This is a genomic window from Paenarthrobacter sp. R1 (assembly GCF_030264015.1).
In the GTDB taxonomy this organism is placed as follows: Bacteria; Actinomycetota; Actinomycetes; order Actinomycetales; family Micrococcaceae; genus Arthrobacter; species Arthrobacter ureafaciens.
The window spans coordinates 1762160-1784953 of the sequence record NZ_CP127115.1 but is presented as its reverse complement, the minus strand read 5'-3'; the positions used below and the strand labels follow the sequence as shown (position 1 = coordinate 1784953).

20 protein-coding genes are annotated in these 22794 nt (G+C 63.1%); 10 read left to right on the top strand and 10 right to left on the bottom strand.

Annotation, left to right across the window (positions count from 1 at the left end; genetic code table 11):
• Positions 1–160: 160 nt before the first annotated feature.
• Positions 161–1255 carry a thermonuclease family protein gene (locus tag QN084_RS08645; protein WP_021473957.1) on the bottom strand — a complete coding sequence of 365 codons (1095 nt, stop codon included), beginning with the start codon at positions 1253–1255 and terminating at the stop codon, positions 161–163.
• Between the two features lie 219 nt (positions 1256–1474).
• On the opposite strand from QN084_RS08645, the gene QN084_RS08640 reads away from it, so the two are divergent.
• Both QN084_RS08640 and QN084_RS08635 read left to right on the top strand, forming a co-directional pair.
• Entirely contained in the window at positions 1475–2080 is a 606-nt protein-coding gene (locus QN084_RS08640; RefSeq protein WP_205680063.1) for a hypothetical protein, read from the top strand.
• A gap of 33 nt (positions 2081–2113) precedes the next feature.
• Complete coding sequence (locus tag QN084_RS08635; protein ID WP_021473960.1) at positions 2114–2575, top strand: DUF3817 domain-containing protein; 462 nt, start codon at positions 2114–2116, stop codon at positions 2573–2575.
• A 518-nt stretch (positions 2576–3093) separates the two neighbouring features.
• Here the strand turns inward: QN084_RS08635 and QN084_RS08630 are convergent.
• The 5 genes from QN084_RS08630 to QN084_RS08610 all read right to left on the bottom strand — a co-directional run bounded on the left by QN084_RS08630 (position 3094) and on the right by QN084_RS08610 (position 7746).
• Positions 3094–3816, bottom strand: coding sequence for a hypothetical protein (locus QN084_RS08630; RefSeq protein ID WP_069696346.1), 723 nt, complete (start codon positions 3814–3816; stop codon positions 3094–3096).
• Between the two features lie 245 nt (positions 3817–4061).
• Positions 4062–4529: a DUF6318 family protein gene (locus QN084_RS08625; protein WP_139126890.1), complete on the bottom strand. Its 468-nt coding sequence runs from the start codon at positions 4527–4529 to the stop codon at positions 4062–4064.
• Between the two features lie 417 nt (positions 4530–4946).
• Positions 4947–5324, bottom strand: coding sequence for an RNA-binding S4 domain-containing protein (locus QN084_RS08620; RefSeq protein ID WP_062098334.1), 378 nt, complete (start codon positions 5322–5324; stop codon positions 4947–4949).
• A 187-nt stretch (positions 5325–5511) separates the two neighbouring features.
• The gene (locus QN084_RS08615; RefSeq protein ID WP_021473964.1) at positions 5512–6609 is read right to left on the bottom strand and encodes a sulfite oxidase; all 1098 of its coding nucleotides are present in this window, start codon (positions 6607–6609) and stop codon (positions 5512–5514) included.
• Between the two features lie 102 nt (positions 6610–6711).
• Positions 6712–7746, bottom strand: coding sequence for an aldo/keto reductase (locus tag QN084_RS08610; RefSeq protein WP_021473965.1), 1035 nt, complete (start codon positions 7744–7746; stop codon positions 6712–6714).
• A gap of 243 nt (positions 7747–7989) precedes the next feature.
• On the opposite strand from QN084_RS08610, the gene QN084_RS08605 reads away from it, so the two are divergent.
• The gene (locus QN084_RS08605) at positions 7990–8481 is read left to right on the top strand and encodes a flavin reductase family protein (RefSeq protein ID WP_021473966.1); all 492 of its coding nucleotides are present in this window, start codon (positions 7990–7992) and stop codon (positions 8479–8481) included.
• Positions 8482–8487: 6 nt separating this feature from the next.
• Here the strand turns inward: QN084_RS08605 and QN084_RS08600 are convergent, their stop codons facing one another.
• Positions 8488–9345 (bottom strand): hypothetical protein, encoded by an 858-nt coding sequence (locus QN084_RS08600; RefSeq protein ID WP_069696345.1) that lies wholly within the window; start codon positions 9343–9345, stop codon positions 8488–8490.
• Positions 9346–9528: 183 nt separating this feature from the next.
• On the opposite strand from QN084_RS08600, the gene QN084_RS08595 reads away from it, so the two are divergent.
• Positions 9529–9933, top strand: coding sequence for a YchJ family protein (locus QN084_RS08595; RefSeq protein WP_206616228.1), 405 nt, complete (start codon positions 9529–9531; stop codon positions 9931–9933).
• Positions 9934–9945: 12 nt separating this feature from the next.
• Here QN084_RS08595 and QN084_RS08590 read toward each other — a convergent pair whose 3' ends face one another.
• Entirely contained in the window at positions 9946–11910 is a 1965-nt protein-coding gene (locus QN084_RS08590) for an acyl-CoA dehydrogenase family protein (protein ID WP_069696343.1), read from the bottom strand.
• A 62-nt stretch (positions 11911–11972) separates the two neighbouring features.
• Positions 11973–12275, bottom strand: a complete 303-nt coding sequence (locus tag QN084_RS08585) for a hypothetical protein (protein ID WP_069696342.1) — start codon at positions 12273–12275, stop codon at positions 11973–11975.
• Positions 12276–12641: 366 nt separating this feature from the next.
• Between QN084_RS08585 and QN084_RS08580 the strand changes: the two genes are divergently transcribed.
• The 3 genes from QN084_RS08580 to QN084_RS08570 are packed head-to-tail and all read left to right on the top strand — an operon-like array spanning position 12642 to position 18428.
• Complete coding sequence (locus QN084_RS08580; protein ID WP_031217356.1) at positions 12642–14099, top strand: DUF3375 family protein; 1458 nt, start codon at positions 12642–12644, stop codon at positions 14097–14099.
• Positions 14100–14142: 43 nt separating this feature from the next.
• Positions 14143–14988, top strand: a complete 846-nt coding sequence (locus tag QN084_RS08575) for a DUF4194 domain-containing protein (protein ID WP_225740191.1) — start codon at positions 14143–14145, stop codon at positions 14986–14988.
• Positions 14985–18428: an ATP-binding protein gene (locus tag QN084_RS08570; protein ID WP_069696341.1), complete on the top strand. Its 3444-nt coding sequence runs from the start codon at positions 14985–14987 to the stop codon at positions 18426–18428. Before QN084_RS08575 ends, QN084_RS08570 begins: the two co-directional genes overlap by 4 nt.
• 84 nt (positions 18429–18512) lie before the next feature.
• On the opposite strand, the gene QN084_RS08565 is transcribed toward QN084_RS08570, so the two are convergent.
• On the bottom strand, positions 18513–19007 hold the full coding sequence (locus QN084_RS08565; RefSeq protein ID WP_021474722.1) for an FBP domain-containing protein: 495 nt from the start codon (positions 19005–19007) through the stop codon (positions 18513–18515).
• A gap of 495 nt (positions 19008–19502) precedes the next feature.
• Between QN084_RS08565 and QN084_RS08560 the strand changes: the two genes are divergently transcribed.
• Genes QN084_RS08560 through QN084_RS08550 form a run of 3 tightly spaced genes read left to right on the top strand, consistent with a single transcriptional unit; the run spans position 19503 to position 22794 of the window.
• A complete protein-coding gene (locus QN084_RS08560) occupies positions 19503–20573 on the top strand; it encodes an iron-siderophore ABC transporter substrate-binding protein (protein ID WP_069696340.1) in 1071 nt (356 codons plus the stop codon).
• A 5-nt stretch (positions 20574–20578) separates the two neighbouring features.
• A complete protein-coding gene (locus QN084_RS08555; RefSeq protein ID WP_062098320.1) occupies positions 20579–21691 on the top strand; it encodes a FecCD family ABC transporter permease in 1113 nt (370 codons plus the stop codon).
• The gene (locus tag QN084_RS08550; RefSeq protein ID WP_069696339.1) at positions 21688–22794 is read left to right on the top strand and encodes a FecCD family ABC transporter permease; all 1107 of its coding nucleotides are present in this window, start codon (positions 21688–21690) and stop codon (positions 22792–22794) included. Before QN084_RS08555 ends, QN084_RS08550 begins: the two co-directional genes overlap by 4 nt.

Genomic DNA, 22794 nt, shown 5'->3' with positions numbered 1-22794 from the left:
CTCAACGAGCTCTCCTGTCGCCGTACGGCAACTTCTTCAATTGTCGCCGTACGCCGACTTTAGCATTTGTTGCCGTACGGCAACAGGAATCTGGGCTTCACGACAAAGAAAGCCTGGCACCGCCCTGCGGGCAGTGCCAGGCTTTTGCGCTCCTGCTTCATCAGCAGGGGCGCCAGGTTTTTCCGCCGGGTGCGTAGCAGCGGGGTCCGGTGTAACCCGGATATGGGTTTGATGGAGCAGCCGGCTGCGGAGCTACATACTTCGGAGCAGGTGGAACATACGGTTGCGGCGCCGGAATGTTCCGCAAGCGTTCAGCTTCCGCTGCGGCGGCTGCCGCTCGGGCCTGTTCCGCGGCGGCAGCTTCGTCAGCCGCCTTCTTAGCTGCGGCTGCTGCTTCCTCGGCGGCCTTCTTCTCCGCCGCTGCCTTGGCTTCAGCGGCTTTGCGCTCTTCCTCAGCCTTTTTCTCAGCTGCGGCCAGCGTTTTCTGCTGCTCCTTGACCTGGTTCAGCGTGGTGTCGGCGCGGGTAATCCGGTCTGACAATGCCTTGAGTTTTGAGGCAGCTTCTCCAGTGGAGTACGCCGCCCAGATGATGGAATGCTCGGAGTCCCTCTCTGCAGACAAGAGGTCATGGGCGGCCTTGGCGGCGACGAGCGCCGAAGCCCATGTCGACGCGGATGCACCAGCGGCTGATGAAGTCGTTGCCGGGGCGGCCTCCTCAGCGGATGCCAGCGCCTCTGAAGCAGCTGCCACCTTGGCCGGAAGCGTGCATTCTATGGATTCCGCGAAAAGTCCCTCCCCGGCTTTACGCGCTTCGTCGTGGGCAGCCTGTACCGGAGGCAGGAATTTGCGGTTTTCGCCTACAACCATTGGGACGCCGAGTCCTTTTCTGGCGATCTCAGCATTGACCAATTGATTGGAAGCGTTGAAGACACCAGCCAAAGTCCTGCCGTACTTGTCGTGCCGCTCGACGTCGAACTCGAGCCGAACCTTGCTTCCAGCGGGCAGCGCTTGTTTGAGGTATTCCGAAGCCTCCGGACCCAGGCACTCCGTCGGTTTGTTTGGGTCCTTTGTCTCCGGTGTATTCACGTTCAGTAGGCGGATGGTCTGGTCGTTGTTGTTGATCGAGACGACTACGGTGTCGCCGTCGACCACCCGCACAACAGTTCCGGAGTCCGCGTTTGCTGCCGCAGCAGCGATGAGAGAACCGGCGACGAGCGCTGCGGCGGCAGTCGATCCGATGAGCAGCTTACGCATGACGCCCCCTGCTCTGGCTGAAGGGTTGCTCGGAGCGTGGGCAAGTAATTATGCCGTCTGTTTGGGCGCGCAAATAGTCCCCCTATTTTGCGTTTGAGTCGAGTGAGGAAAGCTCAGCGTACTTGACGGTGCAACTTATTGCTGAACGTGCAAGCGGACGTCGAAGTTTGTGTCCTGCAGACCTACAAGCGTGCCCATTCTCAGCGCATAATGGCTGGCATGACTGCCCCTCAGTCCCGTGACACGTCGGAGCTTCCTCGCGTCACCGTGGAGGTGCCCGTGTTGAGCATCGGTGCCGGTCCTACGGATTACGAGGACCTGGGTCGCCACGTTGACGCGCTGAGGAAGCCGGGCAGCCTGCATATGACTCTCCTGCACATCGGCATACTGGAGCGCTTGGCTGCCGACATCTTCGCCTGGACCAAGGGGCGGATGCCTGCGGAAAGGGCGGCACTGGAGATAGCCACCTGGCTTCGTGAACTTCCTGTGCTCGACGGTTTCCTGGGCAAGTCAGACACCATCCTTACCTTGGGCGGTGGACGTATCAGCAGTCTGGAGGTCGTGGTTCCGCAGGCAGTGCATGACTACCAGACCTTGTTGCTTCAAGGGCTGCATGTGCTTCTTGACGACCTGGGCTTGGACTATATCGATGACTTCATTCTCAGCTCGCCGGCGCTTGGTTACCGGTCACCCCACTGGATACCGCATGTGGCGGTGGGCAAGGCACGTGCGAAACATCAAGAGCCCATTAAGATAGAAACGCTGGCTTTGGAATTCGGAACATCCCGAATACGGAACGAGATGTCCCTCCCGTCCGTTGTCTAGAGCGACCATGACTCCCATCACCGAGGAAACTCAATGCAACCCCGCGCCCTTTTCCGAACTGTTGCCTTCGCCGAAGCCGTCACTTGGACTCTTCTTCTGATCGCGCTTTTCCTTAAGTACGTCACCAAGACGACTGATGCAGCGGTGAGCATTGCAGGTGGTGTCCACGGATTCGTTTTCCTCTGTTACGCCTTCATTGCCGCGTTCACGTGGGTCAACCAGAAATGGAAGGCCCGCACCGGGCTCGTGGCCATCGTGTCGGCTGTCATTCCGTATGCCACCATCCCCGTCGAAAAGTCACTTGATCGCAGAGGCCTCCTTGCCGGACATTGGCGCCTTGCCGCTGGACGCGAGGAACCGATGGGTGCTGTGGAGAAAATTCAGGCCTGGATCTTGGCTAAGCCGATCCTTGCCGCAGTAGTGGTGTTGGTCGGCGTGGCTGCTGTATTTAGCTTCCTTTTGTACATGGGGCCGCCGGATACGTGGTTCTCGTAGGGCACGTTCGCCGCTGACCAGGTCCTGTCAGTATTCCCCGGCCAACTTCTGGGCAGCGAGCTGGCGGATCCATCCGGGAGTCTCTTTGCCCAGCCGACGATCGCAAACCAAACGAAGCCGTGCTGCCGCAATCTGGACACTGCGATCATATGAAACGGGTGAACGCTTCCTGTAAAAGGGGGAAGGGTTCTGCTCTGCTGGGGTGGACTCCGCCTGCTGCTCTTGGTACTTCACGGTAAACCTCCTGGTTATCGCAGCACGTTTGCCTCGTCGGCGTTCCGCTTGACGGAGTCCCCGGACCGTTATCTGCTTGCACAGGGTTAGTGGCCGAAGGACTCGGGTCGTGACGGGCGGAGCGGCCTTAGAAGGTCAAACAAGGTCCTCGTCTGTGCCTTGGCTGTGCCGTTGCGACCTTCTTTGATGCCCGGGTGTGCGTTTTTCCTTCGAGTTGGGTGGGTTTTGCCGTCGATGTGGGTGGTGGCGGTGCGGCTGTGTTTCTGGTGCCCGGGTTGGTGGTTTTAGTCGTTGGTGCCGGGGCAGCCCCAGGAGTGGGGGTTTTGTTCGCAGGTGTCGGCGACGAGTGCTCTTTGTGTTTTCCAGACGTGGATTGTTTTGGCCGGTGTGGTGATGTTCAGGGTTCCGTTGATGGGCAGGGGTGGGCCGTTGTTGACGGAATAGGTGCCGGTGAAGCTGGTGGTGATGGTGGCGGGGTAGTTGCCGGTTTGGGTGTAGCTGTGGCTGGTGCGGGTTTCGGTGGTGAGCCATTCGGTGTCGGGGATGGCGTAGCCGGCCGCGGGGGTGGGGCCAACGGTGGTGCCGTCGCCGTAGTTGTAGGTGTAGCTGGCCGGGGTGGCCATGAGGTGGATGGCTTGGCCGAGGATGGTGACGTCGAAGGCCTGTTCGGTGGCGGTGGTGTAGAAGTTGGTGGGTCCGCCTTTGAGGGTGTGGGGGAAGGGCTGGACTTGGAGGGTTCCGGGATTGACGGGGAGTTGGCGGAAGTCGTTAAGGATGCGGGCTGCGATGTCGGCCAGGACGTTTTGGGGTTGGGGGTCGTAGAGGCAGGTGGGTCCGGTGATTGCCGGGTAGTCCGTCCACACCGGATTCGGGATCGACTTAGGTGCCTGCCGCCAGATCACGGGTGTGCCTTCTTCTCCGCCTGCTGATTTCGCCGGGCATTCCATGGTCAGGCACCCCTTGTCAGGAGTGTCCGTTCCACCGGAGCGACAGTGGGTATCGGCCATGTACTGATTGGGGTCTTCGGCTGCTCCGCCTGTTCTGTCTGAGTTTCCCACCCCCCGGTTAGATCTTCCCGTGGCCGGGTCGAACTGCCATACGGCTCCAAGAAACACTGAACCTTCTTGGAATCCTGCATTGAGATCAGGGGGCGTCGGGCCCCGGGCCCCCTGCGCAGGGGCCTGCATGTCGTTGGTGGCCGCATGAAAGATAGCAATAATCATCACGACCGCGGCCAAGAGTACCCGCCGACTCACCGGATGATGCCCGTATCCAAAGTCATCCAAGCGTCATTTCGGAAATCGGCGAAGAAAGCGACGGCATCATTGGTTGCAGCAGTAAGTTCTCGGTGCTCCGTGCCGTCTGCGGCAAAGTAGTGGATCTCGGTCTGAATGAGTTGTACCTGTGCCTGCTGACTATTCGATGAGGAGTCCCACCGAACGTCCACCACAGGGGTCTGAAGGATTCCTCCGGTCACCCAGGACCCGTCTTCATAGCTCTTGGATACTGCTCCACCAAGATGACCGCAAAGAGTGCATTGTGGGGACGAGAGGCCAGCCACACGAGTAGTATCACCGGTTTGGTAGGCGTAGCTCAGCAGCTGAAACCAGTACCGAATGAACGCCTCCAGCCCTTCCTTCGAGTTTTCCTTCGCCAGCTCGGGCATGACGGGCACCGGTACGTTCTCGGCCTTGCCCTTCGCATCAGCGGGCTTGTACACCCCCGGATTCCCGGAGGAGGGACTCGGGGAAACGGAAGGCGAGGCACTTGCTGCGGGAGGCGAGGACGTGGTTCCCGTAACCGCGCCTGGAACCGGCGGCGAGCCAGGGTCTTGGCATGAACTCAAGAGCACAAGCGCAGAAACCGTGAGAGCGACGGAACGGAAATGGGCAGGCGAAAGATCAAACAAAAAGCGTGGCAATGTACAGACTCCCCAGCGACTGTTGTGGCGTAGTGCTGGCCAGTCTAAGCAGGGGGTTCGCGCTGGTTCGAGCCGGTAAGACCCATCTGTGGATAACTGCACCGGGAAGAATTTGCTGGATCATTGCGCGGCCAAGGCGCCAAAACCACAGAATCCAGAGGGCCCACAGAAGCGCACCACTGAATGATCCAGCAAAATTCAGCCGGGTCCGGAAGGCTATCCCCGCAGCTTGTCCATATCCCGGCGGTCCTTCTTGGTCGGCCGGCCGGCGCCGCGGTCGCGTTGGGGCAGGCCCAGCTGGGGGAGGACAGGACGCGGGGGAGTGTGGTCGGTGTAGCAATGCGATGCAGCCTCGGCGCCCACACGCTTGGCAATGAGTCGCCGAACTTCAAAAACGCGTTCCCACCCGGATTCGCGGACCCGGATGGTGTCTCCCACAATCACAGTCTGCGACGCCTTCACGGGGTTGCCGTTAAGGCGGACATGCCCGGCCCGGCAAGCTGCCGTCGCGGCGGAACGGGTTTTGTAGGCTCGGATCGCCCACAACCAGGCGTCGACGCGGACGGCGGCCGGGGCGGAAGACTGGCTACTCATGATGCAGTCGAGTCTAGCGAAAGCGGTTACGGCGGAGAGTCGTGTGTTCGCCGCAAACGTACGTTGACCGCTGCAAGGCGACAGCGAACAAGCAGGTTTCCCGCGAATTCGGCGGAAGGGAAGAGTCGTTCCCGCGAACTCGGCGGAAGGGAAGAAGGCGGGAGGGCGCCCACCCGCGAAACACCCCCTACCGAACCGTCACCTCCACCCGCTGCGCCATGTTGTTCCCTATGCCCTGGTAATTCCACACTTGTTCCGTGGGCTGGAGGGCACCGGACGAGTCCATGGCGCGGCATCGCAGCACGTGATCACCCTTGTTCGCCACCCACACCATGGACCACGAGCGCCAGGCAAAGTCCCCAACGGGCGGATCGAGGTGCGCAGGCATCCACGTTCCATCGATACCCACTTCCACGCGCTCCACGTCGCCATGCCCGGACCACGCGCGCCCGTGAAGCATCACCGGTCCGGCATCCACTACCCGGCGACGGGTGAAGAAATCGGGAATCCCCGGCGGCACCATCAAAGACCGCACCCGAATATGGGTCACGGGCAGCCCCGGCCCGTCGGGTCCTTGGAGGTAGTGGTAGGCAACAGCTTGCTGGTACCCCATAAACCTGGTTGTCACAGCTTCAATGGACGTCAGCCACTTCACGCTCGCCATTCCGTACCATCCGGGGACCAGCAGCCGGAGCGGGAAGCCGTGCTGCAACGGGAGCGGTTGGCCGTTCATGGCGTACACCAGCATCACCTCGGGGTGCATGGCCTCCTCAATGGTCAGGCTCCGCGCATACGGCTCTTCGACGCCGCCTTGGATGCCGCTGTCAGCGCCGGTGAAGACAAGTTCGACGGCGTCACTCGCCAACCCGGCCTCCTCCAGCAGGGGTGCCAGGGGAGTTCCGGTCCACTCCGCCGTGCCGACGGCACCGAGGACCCACGGCTGGCTGAGTGGCCGGGGTTGCAGGAGCGATCGCCCGTTTCCCGCGCATTCGAGCGTGACGGGCATGGTGACGGCGGGACGGGCTTTGAGGTCGTCGAGGCTGAGCTCCAGGGAGTCTGCAACAGCCCCGCCCAGCCGCAACCGCCACGTCTCAAGCGAAACGTGCGGAATGTCGAAGTGGATCAGCAAGTAGTGCAGTCCCGCGGGGGTGAGATCGTCGTGCAACGCTTCAAGCGGCATCGAGTGGTTCCGGCCGGCGAGTTGGAGTTCTTCGTGGGTGAGTGGGCCTTGGGTCGGTTGGCCCGGGGTGGCGGCAAGGCCGCGTTCAATATGGGGTGTGGACATGGCGGGCGGCGTTCTACTGGAACCGACGCTGCGGATGTGCCGCAGCACTTAGGTCAAGGATCACGCCGCGCCGGAACCGCCGTCAATAGGACGTTGCAAGGCCTACCGGCGTCGAAGTTCCGGATACTCCAGGTGCGGCGCCACGGTGCCGGCATCCCGCTCGAGGAAGTTCACGGCGGGGGCAACAATATCGTCGATCTCGTCCAGGATGGCTTCGCTGAGTACGACGTCAGCGGCCTTGAGGTAATCAGTAAGATGCTCCTCGGTCCGTGGCCCGATGATGACGCTGGTGACCGCGGGGTGGTTCATGGCGAATGCCACGGCCAGTTGGATCAAGGAGATGCCGTAGCGGGCAGCGACCCGGCCCAAGGCATCGGCCGCGTGCAGCTTCGCTTGGTTGAAGGGCGCGGTCACGTCGAAGCGGCCCGGGACAGCCGAGAAGCGCGAACTTTCAGGCTGACCGCCACCCACCCGGTACCCGCCGGCGAGCCAGCCGCCGTCGAGCGGTCCGTAACTCAAAACCCCGACGCCGTACTGCTGGGTGATGGGGAAAACGTCCCGTTCATTGGCACGCACCAGGAGCGAATACGGAACCTGGTCCACGACTGGGGGCGTGAGGTGGTTGGTGTTGGCAATCCACTGTGCCTCCACCAGTTGCGCGGGACTGAACACAGAGGTGCCGTAGTAAAGGATCTTGCCCTGCCGGATGAGGTCGTTGAGGGCAGTGATGGTTTCCAACAGGTCGGTGTTGTAGTCCGGGCGATGTGCTTGGTAAAGGTCGATCCTGTCCGTATCCAAACGACGCAGGCTGTTTTCCACTGCCCTGACGATCCAGCGCCGCGAGTTGCCGGCGTGGGCCGGATTGGAACCCATCTGGCCGTGAAACTTGGTGGCGAGGAAGACTTCGTCGCGACGGCCGTGGATGGCCTGGCCCACCACGTTTTCGGCCTCGCCCTGGGAGTAGATATCCGCGGTGTCGATGCTGGTGATCCCGGCATCGAGGGCTGCTTTGATGATGCGGATACTGTCCGCAGGACCGGTGGGGGCGGTTCCTGTCCCGAAGTTCAATGTGCCAAGGGTGAGGGGGCTGATCAGGGCGCCGGTGCGTCCAAGCGTCCGTAGCTCGTTGAGGCTCATGTCGGCTTCCTGTGGTGGGGGAGGTGTCCCGTCGAGGCTACACAGCGCTGCCGGACGCAGAAACGCAAGTGGTAGAACTTCTTCGTTTTTCGTCTTGGGAAGTAACGGAAGGGGCCTTACTGCGAGACATTTCTTGACACCGGGCAATACAAACGACTTCCGGATCCACAAACGTGGAGGTTACCGGGAACGCATGAATCATGGGGAAAGAGGTTCAATCGACGCGCAAAGGGGACAGATCAAATGACACGGACAACGGTGGATGAAACAGCAGCGATCAAGGCTGCCTTTGCCCGGTTCCCGTCCGGTGTGGCTGCGTTCAGTGCAATGGTCGACTTCACGCCCGAGGCCTTGGTGGCATCGTCCTTTACAGTTGGCGTTTCCTTGGAGCCTCCGCTGGTGATGTTTGCCGTGCAGAACTCCTCCACCACGTGGCCCAGGCTTCGGCAGGCAGCCCGGCTCGGTGTATCCGTGCTTGCCGAGGGGCAGGAAGCTGCGTGCCTCCAGCTTTCCTCCAAGACCCGCGACCGTTTTGACGGCGTGGCCCACAGCGTCACCGACTCGGGGGCTGTGCTGATCGACGGTGCCGTGCTGGGTTTCGAGTGCGAAGTCGTGTCAGAGATTCCGGCGGGGGATCACGCGATCGTGGTCCTTGAGGTCAAGTCCACCACCGTCAACCATGATTCCGAGCCACTCATCTACCACGGGGCATCGTTCCGCCAGCTGGCGGCCTGACCCCGCCTAGGAGTTGCGGCTGGCACCGCTCAAGGAACCCTTGCGCACTTGGCCCGGGGACTTCCCTTTGGCGGTGTTCTTGGGCCCCTGCTTGTTGGCAAGGGGCTTAAGTGCGGCCGGTTGGACTGGTTTTGCGGGTTCAGCCTTCTTGGCAGGGTCTGCTGGCCCGGGCGCTGTTCCTGCGTCCGGGGAAGGACCATTTCCCGACGACGGTTTGGCCGGCGATCCCGACTCTCCCACCTCGCGGACTGTCACCTTGATGGCCGGGGGCTGTTCAGCCTTGGCCCGGGCAGCCGCCCGCTGGTCAGCTTCAGCCACGGCCTCGGCCCAGCCCTTCGCCAGGACGGGCGGTTCCTTGCCTGCGGCCACGACGAGGGGATGGTGGTTGGTCTGGGTGTCCATCATTGACTTCCAGGTGCCGTCCTTGACGGAGGCAGCCGCCCCTGCGACCCGGCGTCGGGCTTCTCCAAGGAGGTCCCGCTTCGGTTGAGCCGGGGCAGGCGGCGTTTCAACCACTACCGGGGGTGCGGAAGGTACAGGCGGAGCGGCAACAGCGGCTGCGGCAACGGCGGCCACGTGACCGGTAGCGGGCTCGTTCAGCGGTAGGTCAGCAGCAGGCAGGACGCCGGAACCAACCGGGGCGGATGAGCCCTCCGGCCGCTGGGGGAGGTGGACGATCGGCGTCGTTTCCTTCTTGGGGAAGATGCCGAAAAGCGCAAGGATGATGATCGACAGCAGACGCCCGATACCGGCCACCACAAGCGTGATGATGATGACGAATCCCAGACCCAGGAACATGAGGACTGCCATCCCCAACGTCCCCAGGTAGGTCAGGTTGATGGCGAGCGTTGTCGGATCCTCCACGTAGCCTCCCCTGGCTTTGCGTTTTGATGCCTGCGGTCTCCCCCGCTTGCACCTCTAGCCTACGGTCCGGCACCGACGGAATCACGCCCGGCTCAGCACTCCGGCGGGGTTGTTTCGAAGCTGTTATACGGCGTGGGAAAATATGTTGCGCAGCTCTCATTTACGGCCTCGGAAAGGGGCATTTTGACGCCCGATCTCACCCGTCTCCGCAACGGCGCTTGCCCGTGCCTGTCCGGGGATCCATACGACCAGTGCTGTGGCCGTTTCCACCGCTCGGAAGCCGACGCGCCAACTGCCGAACAGCTCATGCGCTCGCGGTATTCGGCCTTCGTCGTTTTGGACCCCGAATACCTTCTGCGCACGTGGCATTCGAGCACGCGGCCGGACACCATGGACCTGGATCCGGACATGGAATGGCGGCGGTTGGACATTCTCGGAACCACGGCCGGCGGACCTTTGGACGCGCGGGGCACGGTGGAGTTCGCAGCCCACTACAGGCACGACGGCGAACGCGGAGTCCAGCGCGAACTCAGCCGTTTTGTGCGTGAGGACAAGCGTTGGTACTACGTGGACGGTGACGTCCGCTAACGCACCGGAAAGCTACCTGTACTTGCGGTGCAGGCTCTCCTTGGCGGAGGGGCCGGGGGAGGCGTCGGCGATCCACGGCCCTGTTCCTTCAGACTGGTCCAGGATGCCGGCCTCAAGCCAGGCGTAATCCCCGGTGAGGACCTTGCGCGAAAGGTCGCGGTCGGCGTCGTCGGTGTTGCGCCAGAGCTGGTCGAAGTATTCGTCCACCCGCACGCGGGCCTGTTCGCAGTAGGCCTCTGCCAGTTCAAAAGCTGCTGCGGCATGCTCGGGCCGGGTGTGCAGCAGGTTCTCAGCCCGCGAGCAACACGCGGCCATCGCGAACAGCTCGGCTCCGATGTCCACGATCCTGCCAAGGAACGCTTGTTTGTGCTCGAGCTTCGCCTGCCAACGGCCCATGCCGTAGAAGGTCTGCCGTGCCAGCCGGCGGGACGAACGCTCCACGAAACGCAGTTGCTTGCCCAGCCGCCCAAAGTCCGAGTAGGACCTCGGGTCCATTCCCGCCCCGGCCACCAGCTTCGGCAGCCAGCGCGCGTAGAAACCGGAAGCCCCGACGGCGGCCTTCGCTTTGTCCTGCAGGCTCGCATCCAGCGAGGCGAGGTCGCCCGCTGCCGCGAGGTGCGCGTCCACGGCCTCGCGGGCGATGAGGAGCTTCATGATCTCGCTGGAACCCTCGAAGATGCGGTTGATCCTCAGGTCACGGAGGAGCTGCTCCGCTGCCACCGCGCGCTCGCCGCGGGCCTCCAGGGAGTCGGCGGTTTCAAACCCTCGGCCGCCGCGGATTTGTACGAGTTCGTCGGCAATCCTGCAGCTCAGCTCGGTCGACCACAACTTGGCCAGTGCGGCTTCGATCCGGATATCCCGGGCGCCGGCGTCGGCCATTTCGGCGGACAGCTCGAAGACTGCCTCCAAAGCGAAGGTCGTGGCGGCGATGAAGGCGATCTTCTTGCTGACGGCCTCGTGCTGTCCCACCGGGCGGCCCCACTGGGTGCGGGCGTTGGACCACTCGCGGGCAATCTTCAGGCTCCACTTTCCGGCAGCAACGCACAGGCCGGGGATGGAGAGGCGGCCCGTGTTGAGGGTGGTCAGGGCAATCTTCAAACCCTGGCCTTCGCGCCCCAGCCTGTTGGCCGCCGGGACACGTACCTGATGGAAGCGGGTGACGCCGTTCTCGATCCCGCGCAGGCCCATGAAGGTGTTCCGGTTTTCCACGGTGATGCCAGGAGAATCCATCTCCACGACGAACGCGGAGATGCCGCCCTTGTGGGTGGTGCCGTCCGCATCCGTATGTTCAGGGACGCGGGCCATGACCACAACGAGCTCGGCTATCACGCCGTTGGTGGTCCAGAGCTTCACGCCGTCCACAACGTAAGACCCGCCGTCGTCGGACAGGACCGCGGTGGCGCCCATGCGCGCGGGGTCGCTGCCGACGTCGGGCTCTGTTAACAGGAAAGCGGTAATCGCGCCCGCGGCGCATCGGGGCAGGTACTCGCGCTTCTGCTCGTCCGTGCCGAACACCTTCACGGGCTCGGGGACGCCGATGGACTGATGGGCGGAGATCAGGGCGCCCAAGGTGGGATGGACCGAACCCACCAAGGCCAAAGCGCGGCCGTAGTAAACCAGCGACAATCCCAGGCCGCCGTACTCACGCGGGATCTTCATGCCGAAGACGCCCAGCTCGGCCAGTCCTGTGAGGTATTCGTCCGGGATCTTCGCATCGCGTTCGATCACGCGTCCGGACATGGTCCTGCAGAAGGCCTCGAGCTTGGCCATGAACTCTTCGCCGCGCTCAACATCCTCTGCCTTGGCCTCGGGCCAGGGATGGATCAGGCTGAGGTCGAAGCTGCCCAGGTACAGGCCCTTGGCGAAGCTGGGACGGTTCCATTCGGTTTCCCGCGCGGCTTCGGCGACGGCACGGGCCTCCTCTGCGGAGGCGTTGACGCTTGCTGCGGAGAGACTGTTGTCAGTGGCGGACGTCATGGGATAACTCCTCTAACCGGTTGTGCCGGATGGAGCCAGGGTCCGCCTCGGGTGCGAACCCTTCAGCTGTCCCTCAATGCTACCCGCGGGTAGCTACCCGTACCAGTGGATACCTGCGGCTGGAATTCGGCCGGGATGTCCACTTGGCCGGCATGGTGGACCAGCCGGTCCCAGGCGAAGTTGATGCCATGGATCAGTCCGCCAAGGACAGCCTTGATGGCATACCAGGCCATGCCCATGACGCCGATGAGAACAATTGTTGCTATTGCCGCCGCCGCGATGAAAGCGACCAGAAGTGCAGCGAACGCCAGCGTTCCAATGAACACGTAAGTGGCGGTTTCCAGCGTCGTAAAGTCGAAATCCACAGTTCCCCCTATGCGACAGTGCGTGGGTAGACGCGGCGTTGCCGGCGTCGATGATCTGACCTTAGGGGCGGCGGGGGCCCGCGGCCAGCATGGAAACGGTGTTGATACGGGATCGAAACCCTACCCTGTGGTAGGTCACGGAAAGGGCACGACGGCGGCACGCACGCGGGTGCCCACCCGGCGCCCCACCCCCGCGCCCACCCCCGCGCCCACCCGGGTGCCCCCCAAGTAAGTCGCACTTGTGCGCGTTATCAGCGTTCTAAACGTGCTCTGCTGCGACTTAGTTGGGTGCGGACGCTCTGCGTTAACCTTGTACGGGGCAGTTTTCGCTGCCAGCCAGGTTTCGCAGCAGCTGAAGGAGAGTAGTTGTCCCGTTCAGCCATGTCCTCCGCCGACGCCATCAGTGCCCGGCTGAGGGACCTCGAACAGCTCACCAAAGGGCCGGCCTGGACGTTGACGCGTTCGGCGCCGTGGGTCATCGCGGTGCTCCAAGCCTCCTTCACCCGCACCCGGCCGCAGCTTCCGCTCGAAGAGTTCCATGCCGACGTCGACGCTTTCCTTGAGCAGCTCCGCCGCCAGGACCCAGCGCTCGGCGGGCAGCTGAACGGCAAAGCTTTCGGCGACGAGTGGACCCGAAAACAGTTCCTCACCCGTCGTAACCAGTCCGGCCAGATCGTCTACGAAGTCACCGAAGCCGCAGCCCGCGTGCTCGCCTTCCTCGACAGCCTGTCCAGTGAACGCTCAACGCTCAACGGCTCCCGGCTGGGCACCCTGCTCGGCGATGTGGAGAAACTCGCCAACGAGACCAACCCGGACCAGAGCGCCCGCCTTGAAGCCCTCGAGGAGGAGATCCAGGAGCGTCAACAACTGGTGGAGGACATCAGTTCCGGTGAATTCGACGGGCTCCTGGACGATGAGGAAGCGGTGGAGGCCGCCGGCAACATTCTGGACCTCGCGGCCAGCCTGCCCGCCGACTACAAGAAGATGCGTGACCGCATTGAGGAACTAGTGGGTGAACTCCGGAACCAGATCATTGAAGAGTCGCTCAGCAAGGGTGCCACCATGGCCCAAGTGCTCGAAGCGGACAAGCGGCTGAGGCAGAGCCCCGAGGGTCGTACCTTCCGTTCATTCACGGCGTTCCTCGAAGACCCGCAGCAGCAATTGCGTTTCCGCTCAGCCATCGGCGAGGTCCTGAGCAGGCAGTTCGCAGACGATCTCACCCACGAGGACCGGGAAACCCTGAAGAACCTCGTCGCCGAGCTCCGGACGCAGCACAGCGAGATCCAGCGGATCTACGGCAAGCTGTCGGAAAGCCTCAACACGTATATCCAGAGTGACGATGTCCGCCAGTCGGTCACGCTCCGCAAGGTGCTCGCCGAGGCCGAGCAGGCAATCCGTTCCATGCCATACGAGCGGGACCGTCCGGGCCTTGTCCCCGGGCCCGTCCTCTACAACGCGGGCTTCGAGTCGCTGGCCATGGTCAAGCTCTTCGACCCCGACGAGTTCGCCACGCCACCCCGTCTGGCGGACCCCATCGCTTTCACCGACTCGGACCGCGTCAAGTCCGCCCGCACCGGAAAGGCAAGGCCCGACGTCGTCCGTGCCGCCATGGCAGGGTCCGCAACCCTGGGCGAGGCGTGGGAAAACCTTCCCGCTGAGGAACGGCACATCAACACCGTCCGTTCCCTCCTGTCCATGGCCTTGCAGACCGGCGCCGCCTTTGACCGGGCCGCCTGGGAGCACATCGACTTCGAACAAATCGACGGCAGCATCCGCACGGCATATCTGCCCGTCGTCACGCTGAATGAGGATTCTGATGACTGAGGAAATCACGACGACGGAACTCGCCGCGACGGATAACCCCACCATGGATGGTGGCCGGGAAGATGGTGGCCGGGAAGAGGTGGAGACGCACACCGCGGATCCGTTCCGTGTGTCCCCGAGGGATACGTTCGTTGACGGTGCAGCTCTCTTCCCCGGGGATACCGGCGTCCTGCCCATGAAAGTCCGCCACGCCCTGGTCAAACTGCTGAAAGGGCCGTACATCGACGGCGGCCGCGACGAGAAGCTCTGGACCACGCTCCTGGATAACCAACTGATCCTTCGGAGCCGGTTGTCGGAACTCTTCCTGACGCTCCAGCTGGACCACGACCGCAAGATCGCGGTCCTGCGCCCGGTGGATCCGGAGATCATCGGGGCAAGCTCCCGGTCCAGCATCCTCCGCCAACAGCGCGCCCTCAGCCGGGTGGAAACCATCGTCCTGCTGCGGCTTCGCCTGCTCCTGGACCGCCATGTCACGGCCCAGACGGATCCGACCGTAACGCGCGAGGAGATCTCCGACCTGGTAGCGAACTACACCCCGGCCGGCCAGCAGGATGCCTTGCGGGACTCCGACGTCGTGAACCGCACCATCACCAAACTCCTGGCCCGCCAACTGCTCCTGGCCACCCCCCTGGACGACACCTACACCATCAGCAACGCACTCCCGCTGGCCCTCCCCTTCGAAAACATCGGCGACATTCCGGCCCACATCGAAGCCCTGGTGGCAGTAGCAGCCGACGAATCCGGCACCGAACCGCTGCTTGACTTGGACCCCGATTCACATCAAACCAGCCCCTCAGATGACGACATGGACGACGACACGGATGACGACGGACCCGCTGCGGTGAGTTCCGCCGCGGACTCAACCGACGCCGAAGGGACCACGAAGTGACGATCGCAAGCATGCTCCCGTTGGGCGAACAGACGAACCCGGGCCAGATGCGCCTTGCCCTCGTCCAGGTGGTCAACTGGGGCACCTTCCATGGCGCCCACACCATGCACGTGGACCGCAACGGCACGCTCCTCACGGGTAATTCCGGCGTCGGCAAATCGACGCTCTTTGACGCGATGCTCCGAGTATTTGATGCCCGTCCGCGTTCCAACGAGGCCGCGGCCCAGCGGTCCGGCGGTGCTGTGGAGGACAAGAGGACCACCTTCACCTACATGCGCGGCAAGGTCGGTGATAAGGCGGTCGGCGACAGCTCGGCCAGTGCCTTCCAGCGGCCTGGTGCCACCTGGTCCGCCGTCGCACTCACGTTTGATAACGCAGCCGGCACCAAGGTGACGATTTCCGCACTGTTCGACCTGCCCAAGAACGGCACCGAATCGAGCGTCGGCCGGTTCTATGTGATCGACAGCAAGCCTTTGGATCTTGAAGCGATCGAGGGGATCGCGCAGAAGCGGTTCACCAAGGGCGCGCTGGAGTCGATCTTCCCCGAGGGGCAGGTCTTCGACGTCCATAAGGCTTTTGCCGAGCGGTTCCGCCGGCTTCTGGGCATCAATTCGGACCAGGCGCTGCCCTTGCTCCGCGTCATCCAGGCAGGCAAGGGCCTGGGCGGCAGCGTCAACACCTTCTTCCGCGACCAAGTGCTCGACGCTCCTGCGACGCTTGCCGCCGCGGACGATGTGGTTGAGGAATTCAGCAACCTGATGTCCATCCGCCAGCGGTTGGAAGACGTCCGGCAGCAGCGCGACCAGTTGGCACCGGTTCCCGGCCTCAACAAGGAATACGCGCAGGCGTTGCTGGATGCCAACCGGCTCCGTGAGCTGACGGGCGAGGAATTTGAGGCGTACAAACAGCAGCTCGCGGTTTCCGTGCATGCCAAGACCTTGGCCAGGTTCAGGGAATTGGCCCAGCAGAAAGCGCAGGAACTCGCGGCGGAGCGGACCATCCGGGACGCGCTCGCCAAGGAACTGCGGGAGCTGGAGTCCGACTACAACAACCGCGGCGGCAACGCGATCTCTGCCATTGAGCAGTCGCTGGAGAACGCCCGCGTCGGCCTGAAGCTGCGGCAGCAGGTGGAGGAGTCTGCCAGGAAGGCGTTGTCCGATGCCGGGCTGAACCTGGAATGGTCGGCTGAAGGTTGGGACCAGGCCCATGAGCAGGCCGCAGCGCGGTCGGCATCCTTGCAGGACGACTCGGAGTCCCTCAAGGAACTCCGTTTTGAGGCGTTCGATGCCCACGCCACCAAGAAGCGCGAGCTCGCAGCGGCCCAGCAGGAGTTGTTGTCGCTGCGTTCGCGCAAGTCCCTCCTGCCGCCGTCGAGCATTGAAAACCGGGCTGCGATAGCTGCGGCCACTGGCGTACCCGAGGAACGGATGCCGTTCGCGGGCGAGCTCATCGATCTCGCGGAGGGCCAGGAGCAGTGGCGTCCAGCCGCCGAACGCGCGCTCCGCAACCTCGCAACCACTCTGCTGGTCCCGGGTGAGTACTTCGCGGCCGTAACCCGCTACCTGAATGACAACACCATCCGCGGAGCCCTTCGCGCCGTGGATGTTTCCAAGCCGCTTGCAGGCGGCGCACTTGCTGTGGAGGACGTGTCCGACGGCGATCTCTTGACTAAGTTGAGCATCCTCACGTCGGGGGCCAATGCAGAGGCGGGGGAGTGGGTCCGTGAACGGATCGCCGTGGACTTCGCCTACCCGTGTGTCGAGGACCCGGACGAGCTGGCTTCGCTGGACAAGGGACTGAGCCTGGGCGGCGTGGTCAAGCGCAACCGGCACACCGTGGAGAAGGACGATCGCTTCACGAGCCGCCAGGACTACGTTCTCGGTTTCGACAACGCGTCCAAGTTGGAGCTGGTGGCGGCCCGCGTCGGTGAGCTCGAGAACGAGTTGGCCAAAGCTGCGGAACTGGCACAGAGCCGGGAAGATTCGCATCAGGGAATGGCCCGTCAGTTGGAAGCCCTCCGCCGGGTTGCCGAGGATGAGCGTCCTTGGGAGCAGGTTTCAGCAGCAGTTGCCGGGGAGGAATTGACGCGAATCGAACAGCGCCTTGCCGACGCCTTGGCCGCGCAGGCCGATCTTGAGCCGTTGCGGGCAAACATTGAGGCGGTGCGTGAGAAGCACCAATCCTCCACAGGTGCCGCGGCCGTCCTGCAGAGCGAATACAAGGCGCTCGACCATCAGATGACCACGGCTGACGGGCTGTTGGACGCGGCGAGGCTGAAGCTTGAGCAAGCACCGCCGTCGAGCTCCACCGTCACGGCGCTTGAGCCGTATTTTGCCGGCGCTGCCGACGTCACCCAGCTGTACGAGCTGGATAACCTGGCCAACAGCGTCCGCAACAAGCTGCTTGATGAATTGCACGTAGCCGAGTCCCGGGGGCAAGCAACGGCGGAGCGGTTGACCCGGATTTTCGAGGCGTTCGTGCGTGAATGGGGCAGTGCCATCAGCGCCGATCATGGCACGTCGATCGGCGCCGCCGGTGATTTCGAAGCCCGGTACCATGCGATCGTGAGCGACGGCTTGCCCGCACAGGAAGCGGAATTCCGTTTGTTCTTCAACCAGCGCACGCATGAATCGTTCAGTACGCTGCTGCACCTCCTTGATGAGGAACGCCGCAGCATCACCAGCCGCATCCTGCCGCTGAACGGGATCCTTTCCCAGGTCAATTTCCACGAAGGCAGCTACCTGGAACTGGACATCAAGCAGACACTTCCTGCCACTGCCAAGCAGTTCAAGGACGCGATCCAGAACGCGCTCAAGGCCAAGCACGCACGCCCGTCCCGGGGAGCCGCGCCGTCCGAGGTGGATGAGGACGCCGAGCTCACTGCCCGTTACAAGTCACTGGAAACCCTGGTGAAGCGGCTCGGCTCGCAGACCCCCGAGGACCGGCGCTGGCGTTCCGAGGTCCTCGATGTTCGCGGGCACCTCTTCATCCAGTGCAAGGAGCACCGCGAGGTGGCCGGAGCGTCAGGCAGGAAGAAGACGGAAGTCTTCATGCATGCGGACACCGGCTCCATGTCCGGCGGCGAGCGTCAGCGATTCACCGCCTTCATCATGGCGGCTGCCCTGAGTTACCAGCTGGGCATCGCCGAGCAGGGTTTCACGACGTACGGCACCGTGATGATGGACGAGGCGTTTGTCCTGGCGTCCGAGGAATTCGCCGGGGCGGGCATCAAGGCGCTCCACGAATTTGGGTTCCAGTTGCTGTTGGCTGCCCCGGAGAACGTCATCGACCTGTCACGCCACCTCGGCTCCGTCACGGAAATCCTCCGCGACAAGCGCACCAACCGTAGCGGCGTGCTGACCGCGCCCGTCATTTCGGGACGTGGCGAGCCCGGAGCGTGGCGTTCGGAAGCCAACCCTGTGGACATCGTCCTCCGCTGACGGCCCCGCCGCCGTCTCCCAACTGACTGGCAGCAGGGGTTGTTCTGAGCACTCATAGCAACCCCTACTGCCAGTCACATTGGCCTACTTGCCCCGTACCCTGCTCAGGAATTGGGCCGTGCGGAATTCCAGGCCTGCGATCTGTTTGAGCACCACGGCAGCCGGGTCCGGGTTGATCTCGTTGACCGGCGGCTCCTTGCGGACGTTGGCACTGCAACCGAATTCCGCGCAGATCAACGTCCCCACCGTGTTGCCGTCCTTGCCGGACTGACCCGCCCTCTTGGCAACCCACAGGTAAACGTCATCTTTGGAAAAGACGTCCCGGCACAATTCGCACAGGACTGCACGGTTCTTGCCGGAGCCGCCTTCCGGAGCGCGGAGCAGGACGCCCGTCAGCTTTCCTTCATACGGCACAACCAGGTACCCCCGTTGGGGCATCTTCTCGTCCCGCCAACCGAGGAACTCCAGGGTTTCCCATTCGATCGATTCGAAGTTGCGGGGAAGATTCAGTTTGGCAGCTTCTGATCGGCTGGCATTGATGAACGATGATCGGATTTGTTGGGCAGTGATTTTCTGCATGGCGAAGCTTCCTTTGAAAAATTACGACGTCGGCAGCGCACCTGGCGCTGCGTCATGGCACGTTAGGCGCGGGGGTCGTCTCTGTGGAGCACAAGGGCACGCCGAAGAAGCCAACAGTGGCGTTGGATCTTGGTGCTTGCGGTGCTACTTGGACGATGCCGGCGCGTGGGGGTGTGCCAAGCAGGCCAAAGCGGCCACCTCGCCAACCATGGCTGCGGCAACTGATGCAGTGCGCACGCTCATTCCCCTCGTAATTTTTCCTGGAAGCGGTAGTCCGCTGCCGATATCCTCCCAAATCTCCGCGGGAGCTGTCCACCGGGAGGGGATGTGGCAGAGGGATTCCCGTACGTGGGTGGGATGTGGCAGAGGGATGCCGAAAAAGGGAGGGGATGTGGCAGAGGGATGCCGGAAGGATTACGCGACAGAAACGTTTCGTAATTATTTGAAGGATAGGCTAGCCTTACTTAGGTTCGCATAACTTACCTAAGGAGTCCCGTGGCTTCCCTTCTTCCACGCCGCGCCCTGCTGAAGACTGCAGGTTCAGCGACGGTCGCATTGGCCGCTGTCGCACTTACCCTTTCCGGTTGCTCCACCGGTCCCGCCAACTCGGCGCCGGCATCATCGGAAGCAGCATCGTCGGCTTTCCCCGTCACCATCAAGCACGCCTTCGGTGAGACCACCATCAAGGAACAGCCCCAGCGGGTCGTCACCATTTCGTGGGTCAACGATGACATTGCGATCGCCCTCGGCGTCGTCCCTGTCGGTGTCCCCAAGAACGAGTGGGGCAACAATGACAAGGGCTCAACTCCGTGGAAGGACGAAGCCCTGGAGAAGGCCGGCGCCGGCTTTGGCTCCGATAAAGCTCCCGTCCAGTTCTCCGAGGCTGACGGCATCAACTTCACTGAAATCGCCAAGCTCAGCCCGGACGTCATTCTCGGCGCGTACTCCGGCCTCGAAGAAGCCGACTACAAGAAGCTTTCCGAAATCGCCCCTGTAGTTGCCTACCCGGAGTTGGCTTACGGTACGCCGTGGCAGGAGAGCACCACCATGATCGGCAAGGCGCTGGGCAAGGAAGCCGAGGCCAAGAAGCTGGTTGAAGACACCGAGGCCACCATTAAGGACAAGGTGTCCAAGTACCCGCAGATCAAGGACAAGACCTTCATTTACGGCAACCTCGAGCCCGCCAAGGGCGATGGCGTGAACGTATACACCGCAATCGACAACCGCCCCCGGTTCCTCTCCGACATCGGAATGAAGCTGGCACCCGTGGTCACTGAGAACACCAAGACCAACAAGGACTTCTTCATCCCTTGGTCCGCAGAGAAGGCCAACGAGCTCGACTCTGACATCTTCGTCACCTGGGTTCCGGATGCCACCACCGCTGAGGCCATCAAGACTGATCCGCTGCTGGGCCAGATCCCTGCCATCAAGAGCGGCGCGCTGGTTGCCGACTCGGACAACACCCTGACGCTGTCCATCTCTGCCTCTTCCCCGTTGAGCCTGCCGTGGGCGCTGGATACATTCCTGCCCCAGCTGGGTAAAGCAGCGGACGCAGCAGGCAAGTAAGTCCAGTGAAGTTGAGCACGACGACGGCGGCTCCCGTGGAGCGGGTTGGTGGCACTTCGGCGCCTGGTAACCAGCGAGGGATCGCTCCCGGCAGCAACGCGACCGCTCCAAACGGTCCGCGAATGGCAGGCAAGCGCACCGCCTTGCTGCTGCTCGCCGTCGTCGTGCTTGCTGCTGCGTGCGCCGCGTCTTTGGCGATCGGCGCACGCGGGCTTCCCCTTTCAACCATTTGGGAAGCTGTCACCACCTTCAATCCGCAGGACGGCGACCACGCCGTGGTCATCGCCCGGATTCCGCGTACGGTGCTGGGCCTGCTGGCGGGGGCCGCTTTGGGCCTGGCCGGCGCTGCCATGCAGGGCGTTGCCCGCAACCCGTTGGCCGATCCCGGCATCCTGGGCCTCAACGCCGGTGCTGCACTGGCGGTGGTAGTGGGCATCTACGTCTTTGGCATCACGTCGCTGACCGGCTACATCTGGTTCGCTTTCGTCGGAGCCGCAGCGGCCGCCGTCGTGGTCTACGCCATCGCCTCCCGCGGCCGTGATGGTGCGACGCCGGTCAAGCTCGCCCTGGCAGGCGCGGCGCTGAGTGCCGGGTTGTTTTCGCTGATGAACGTCATCCTGGTCTCCAGCCAGGACACCCTGGACCGCTTCCGTTTCTGGCAGGTGGGCAGCATCGGCGGTCGTGACTGGTCGGTTCTCCTTCCGGCACTGCCGTTCCTGCTCATCGGTGCTTTGGTGGTGGTGGCGGGCGGGCGTGTCCTGAACGGCCTGGCCTTGGGAGATGACGTCGCACGCGGACTCGGCCAGAACGTTGGCCTTTCGCGCGGAATCATCGGACTGGGAATCGTTTTGCTGTGCGGGTCGGCCACGGCCCTGGCCGGTCCCATCGGGTTCCTGGGCCTCGTTGTGCCGCATGCCATCCGATCACTGACCGGGCCGGACTACCGCTGGATCCTGCCGTTCTCCATGGTGTCCGCACCCATCCTGCTCATCGCCGCCGACGTCATTGGCCGTGTCATCCTTCTTCCGGGTGAAGTCCCCGCAGGCATCATGACCGCCTTGGTGGGCGCACCCGTCTTTGTCTGGCTCATCCGCCGGGGCAAGGCGGCCGGACTATGAGGACACTCCACAAGCTCCCCACCGAGTTGGCAGTTAATGCCAATCCTTCGCCCAAACACCCTCATCAATTGTCATTTCGGCGGGTCCGGAGCCGCACGTTCGTCCTTGCCCTCGCGCTGCTGGTGATGTTTGCGGTGTACGTGCTCCTGGGCAGCTACACGGTGACGATCCCCGACTTCTTCACGATCGTCATCAACCACCTCACCGGCGGCGAAAAGATCCCCGGCGCCAGCTTCATCGTCATGGAACACAAACTGCCGCGTGCAGCGGTGGGTACATTGATCGGCGTCGCGTTCGGCCTTGCGGGCGCCCTGTTCCAGACCATGCTCCGGAACCCCCTCGCCAGCCCGGACATCATCGGCATCAGCTACGGGGCGAGCGCCGCCGCTGTCACGGCGATCGTGATCTTCGGAGCCTCGGGTGCCGTGGTATCCGCGGCGGCCTTGGGCGGGGCGCTCGGCGTGGCTGCCATCATCTACGCCATCTCACGGAGTGCGGGAAATGGCGGCGGCAACCGAGGCAATGCGGCAGGCAACCGCCTCATCCTCGCAGGGGTGGGCATCGCCGCCGCACTGCACGCCGTAGTGAACTTCCTGATGACCCGCGCGGACATTCGCACGGCAGCGGACGCACTCGTTTGGCTTAACGGATCCCTTAATTCCGCCAATTGGGAACGCGCCGGAATCCTGGCCGCGGCCTTGCTGGTGCTCATTCCGGCAGCGATGTTCCTCTCCGGCCCCCTGCGCATGCTGGAACTCGGCGATGATGCCGCAGCAGGGCTCGGAATCAGGGTCAACGCCACCCGGCTGGGACTTGTGGTCACCGCCGTCGCGCTGTCCGCCGTCGCAACCGCAGCCGCAGGTCCCGTAGCGTTCGTTGCTTTCCTGGCCGGACCGATTTCCCGCCGCTTCGTCCGCAAGCCCAGCCTTCCGGCGTCGGCCCTCACAGGTGCGCTGATTGTGCTCGCGGCCGACTTCTTCGCCTCCAACATCGCACCGTTGATCCTCGATGGAACCGTCCTGCCGGTGGGCGTCATTTCCGGCGCACTCGGTGCACCGTTCCTCCTGTGGCTCCTCGTCACGTCGAACCGAAAGGAAGCCTGA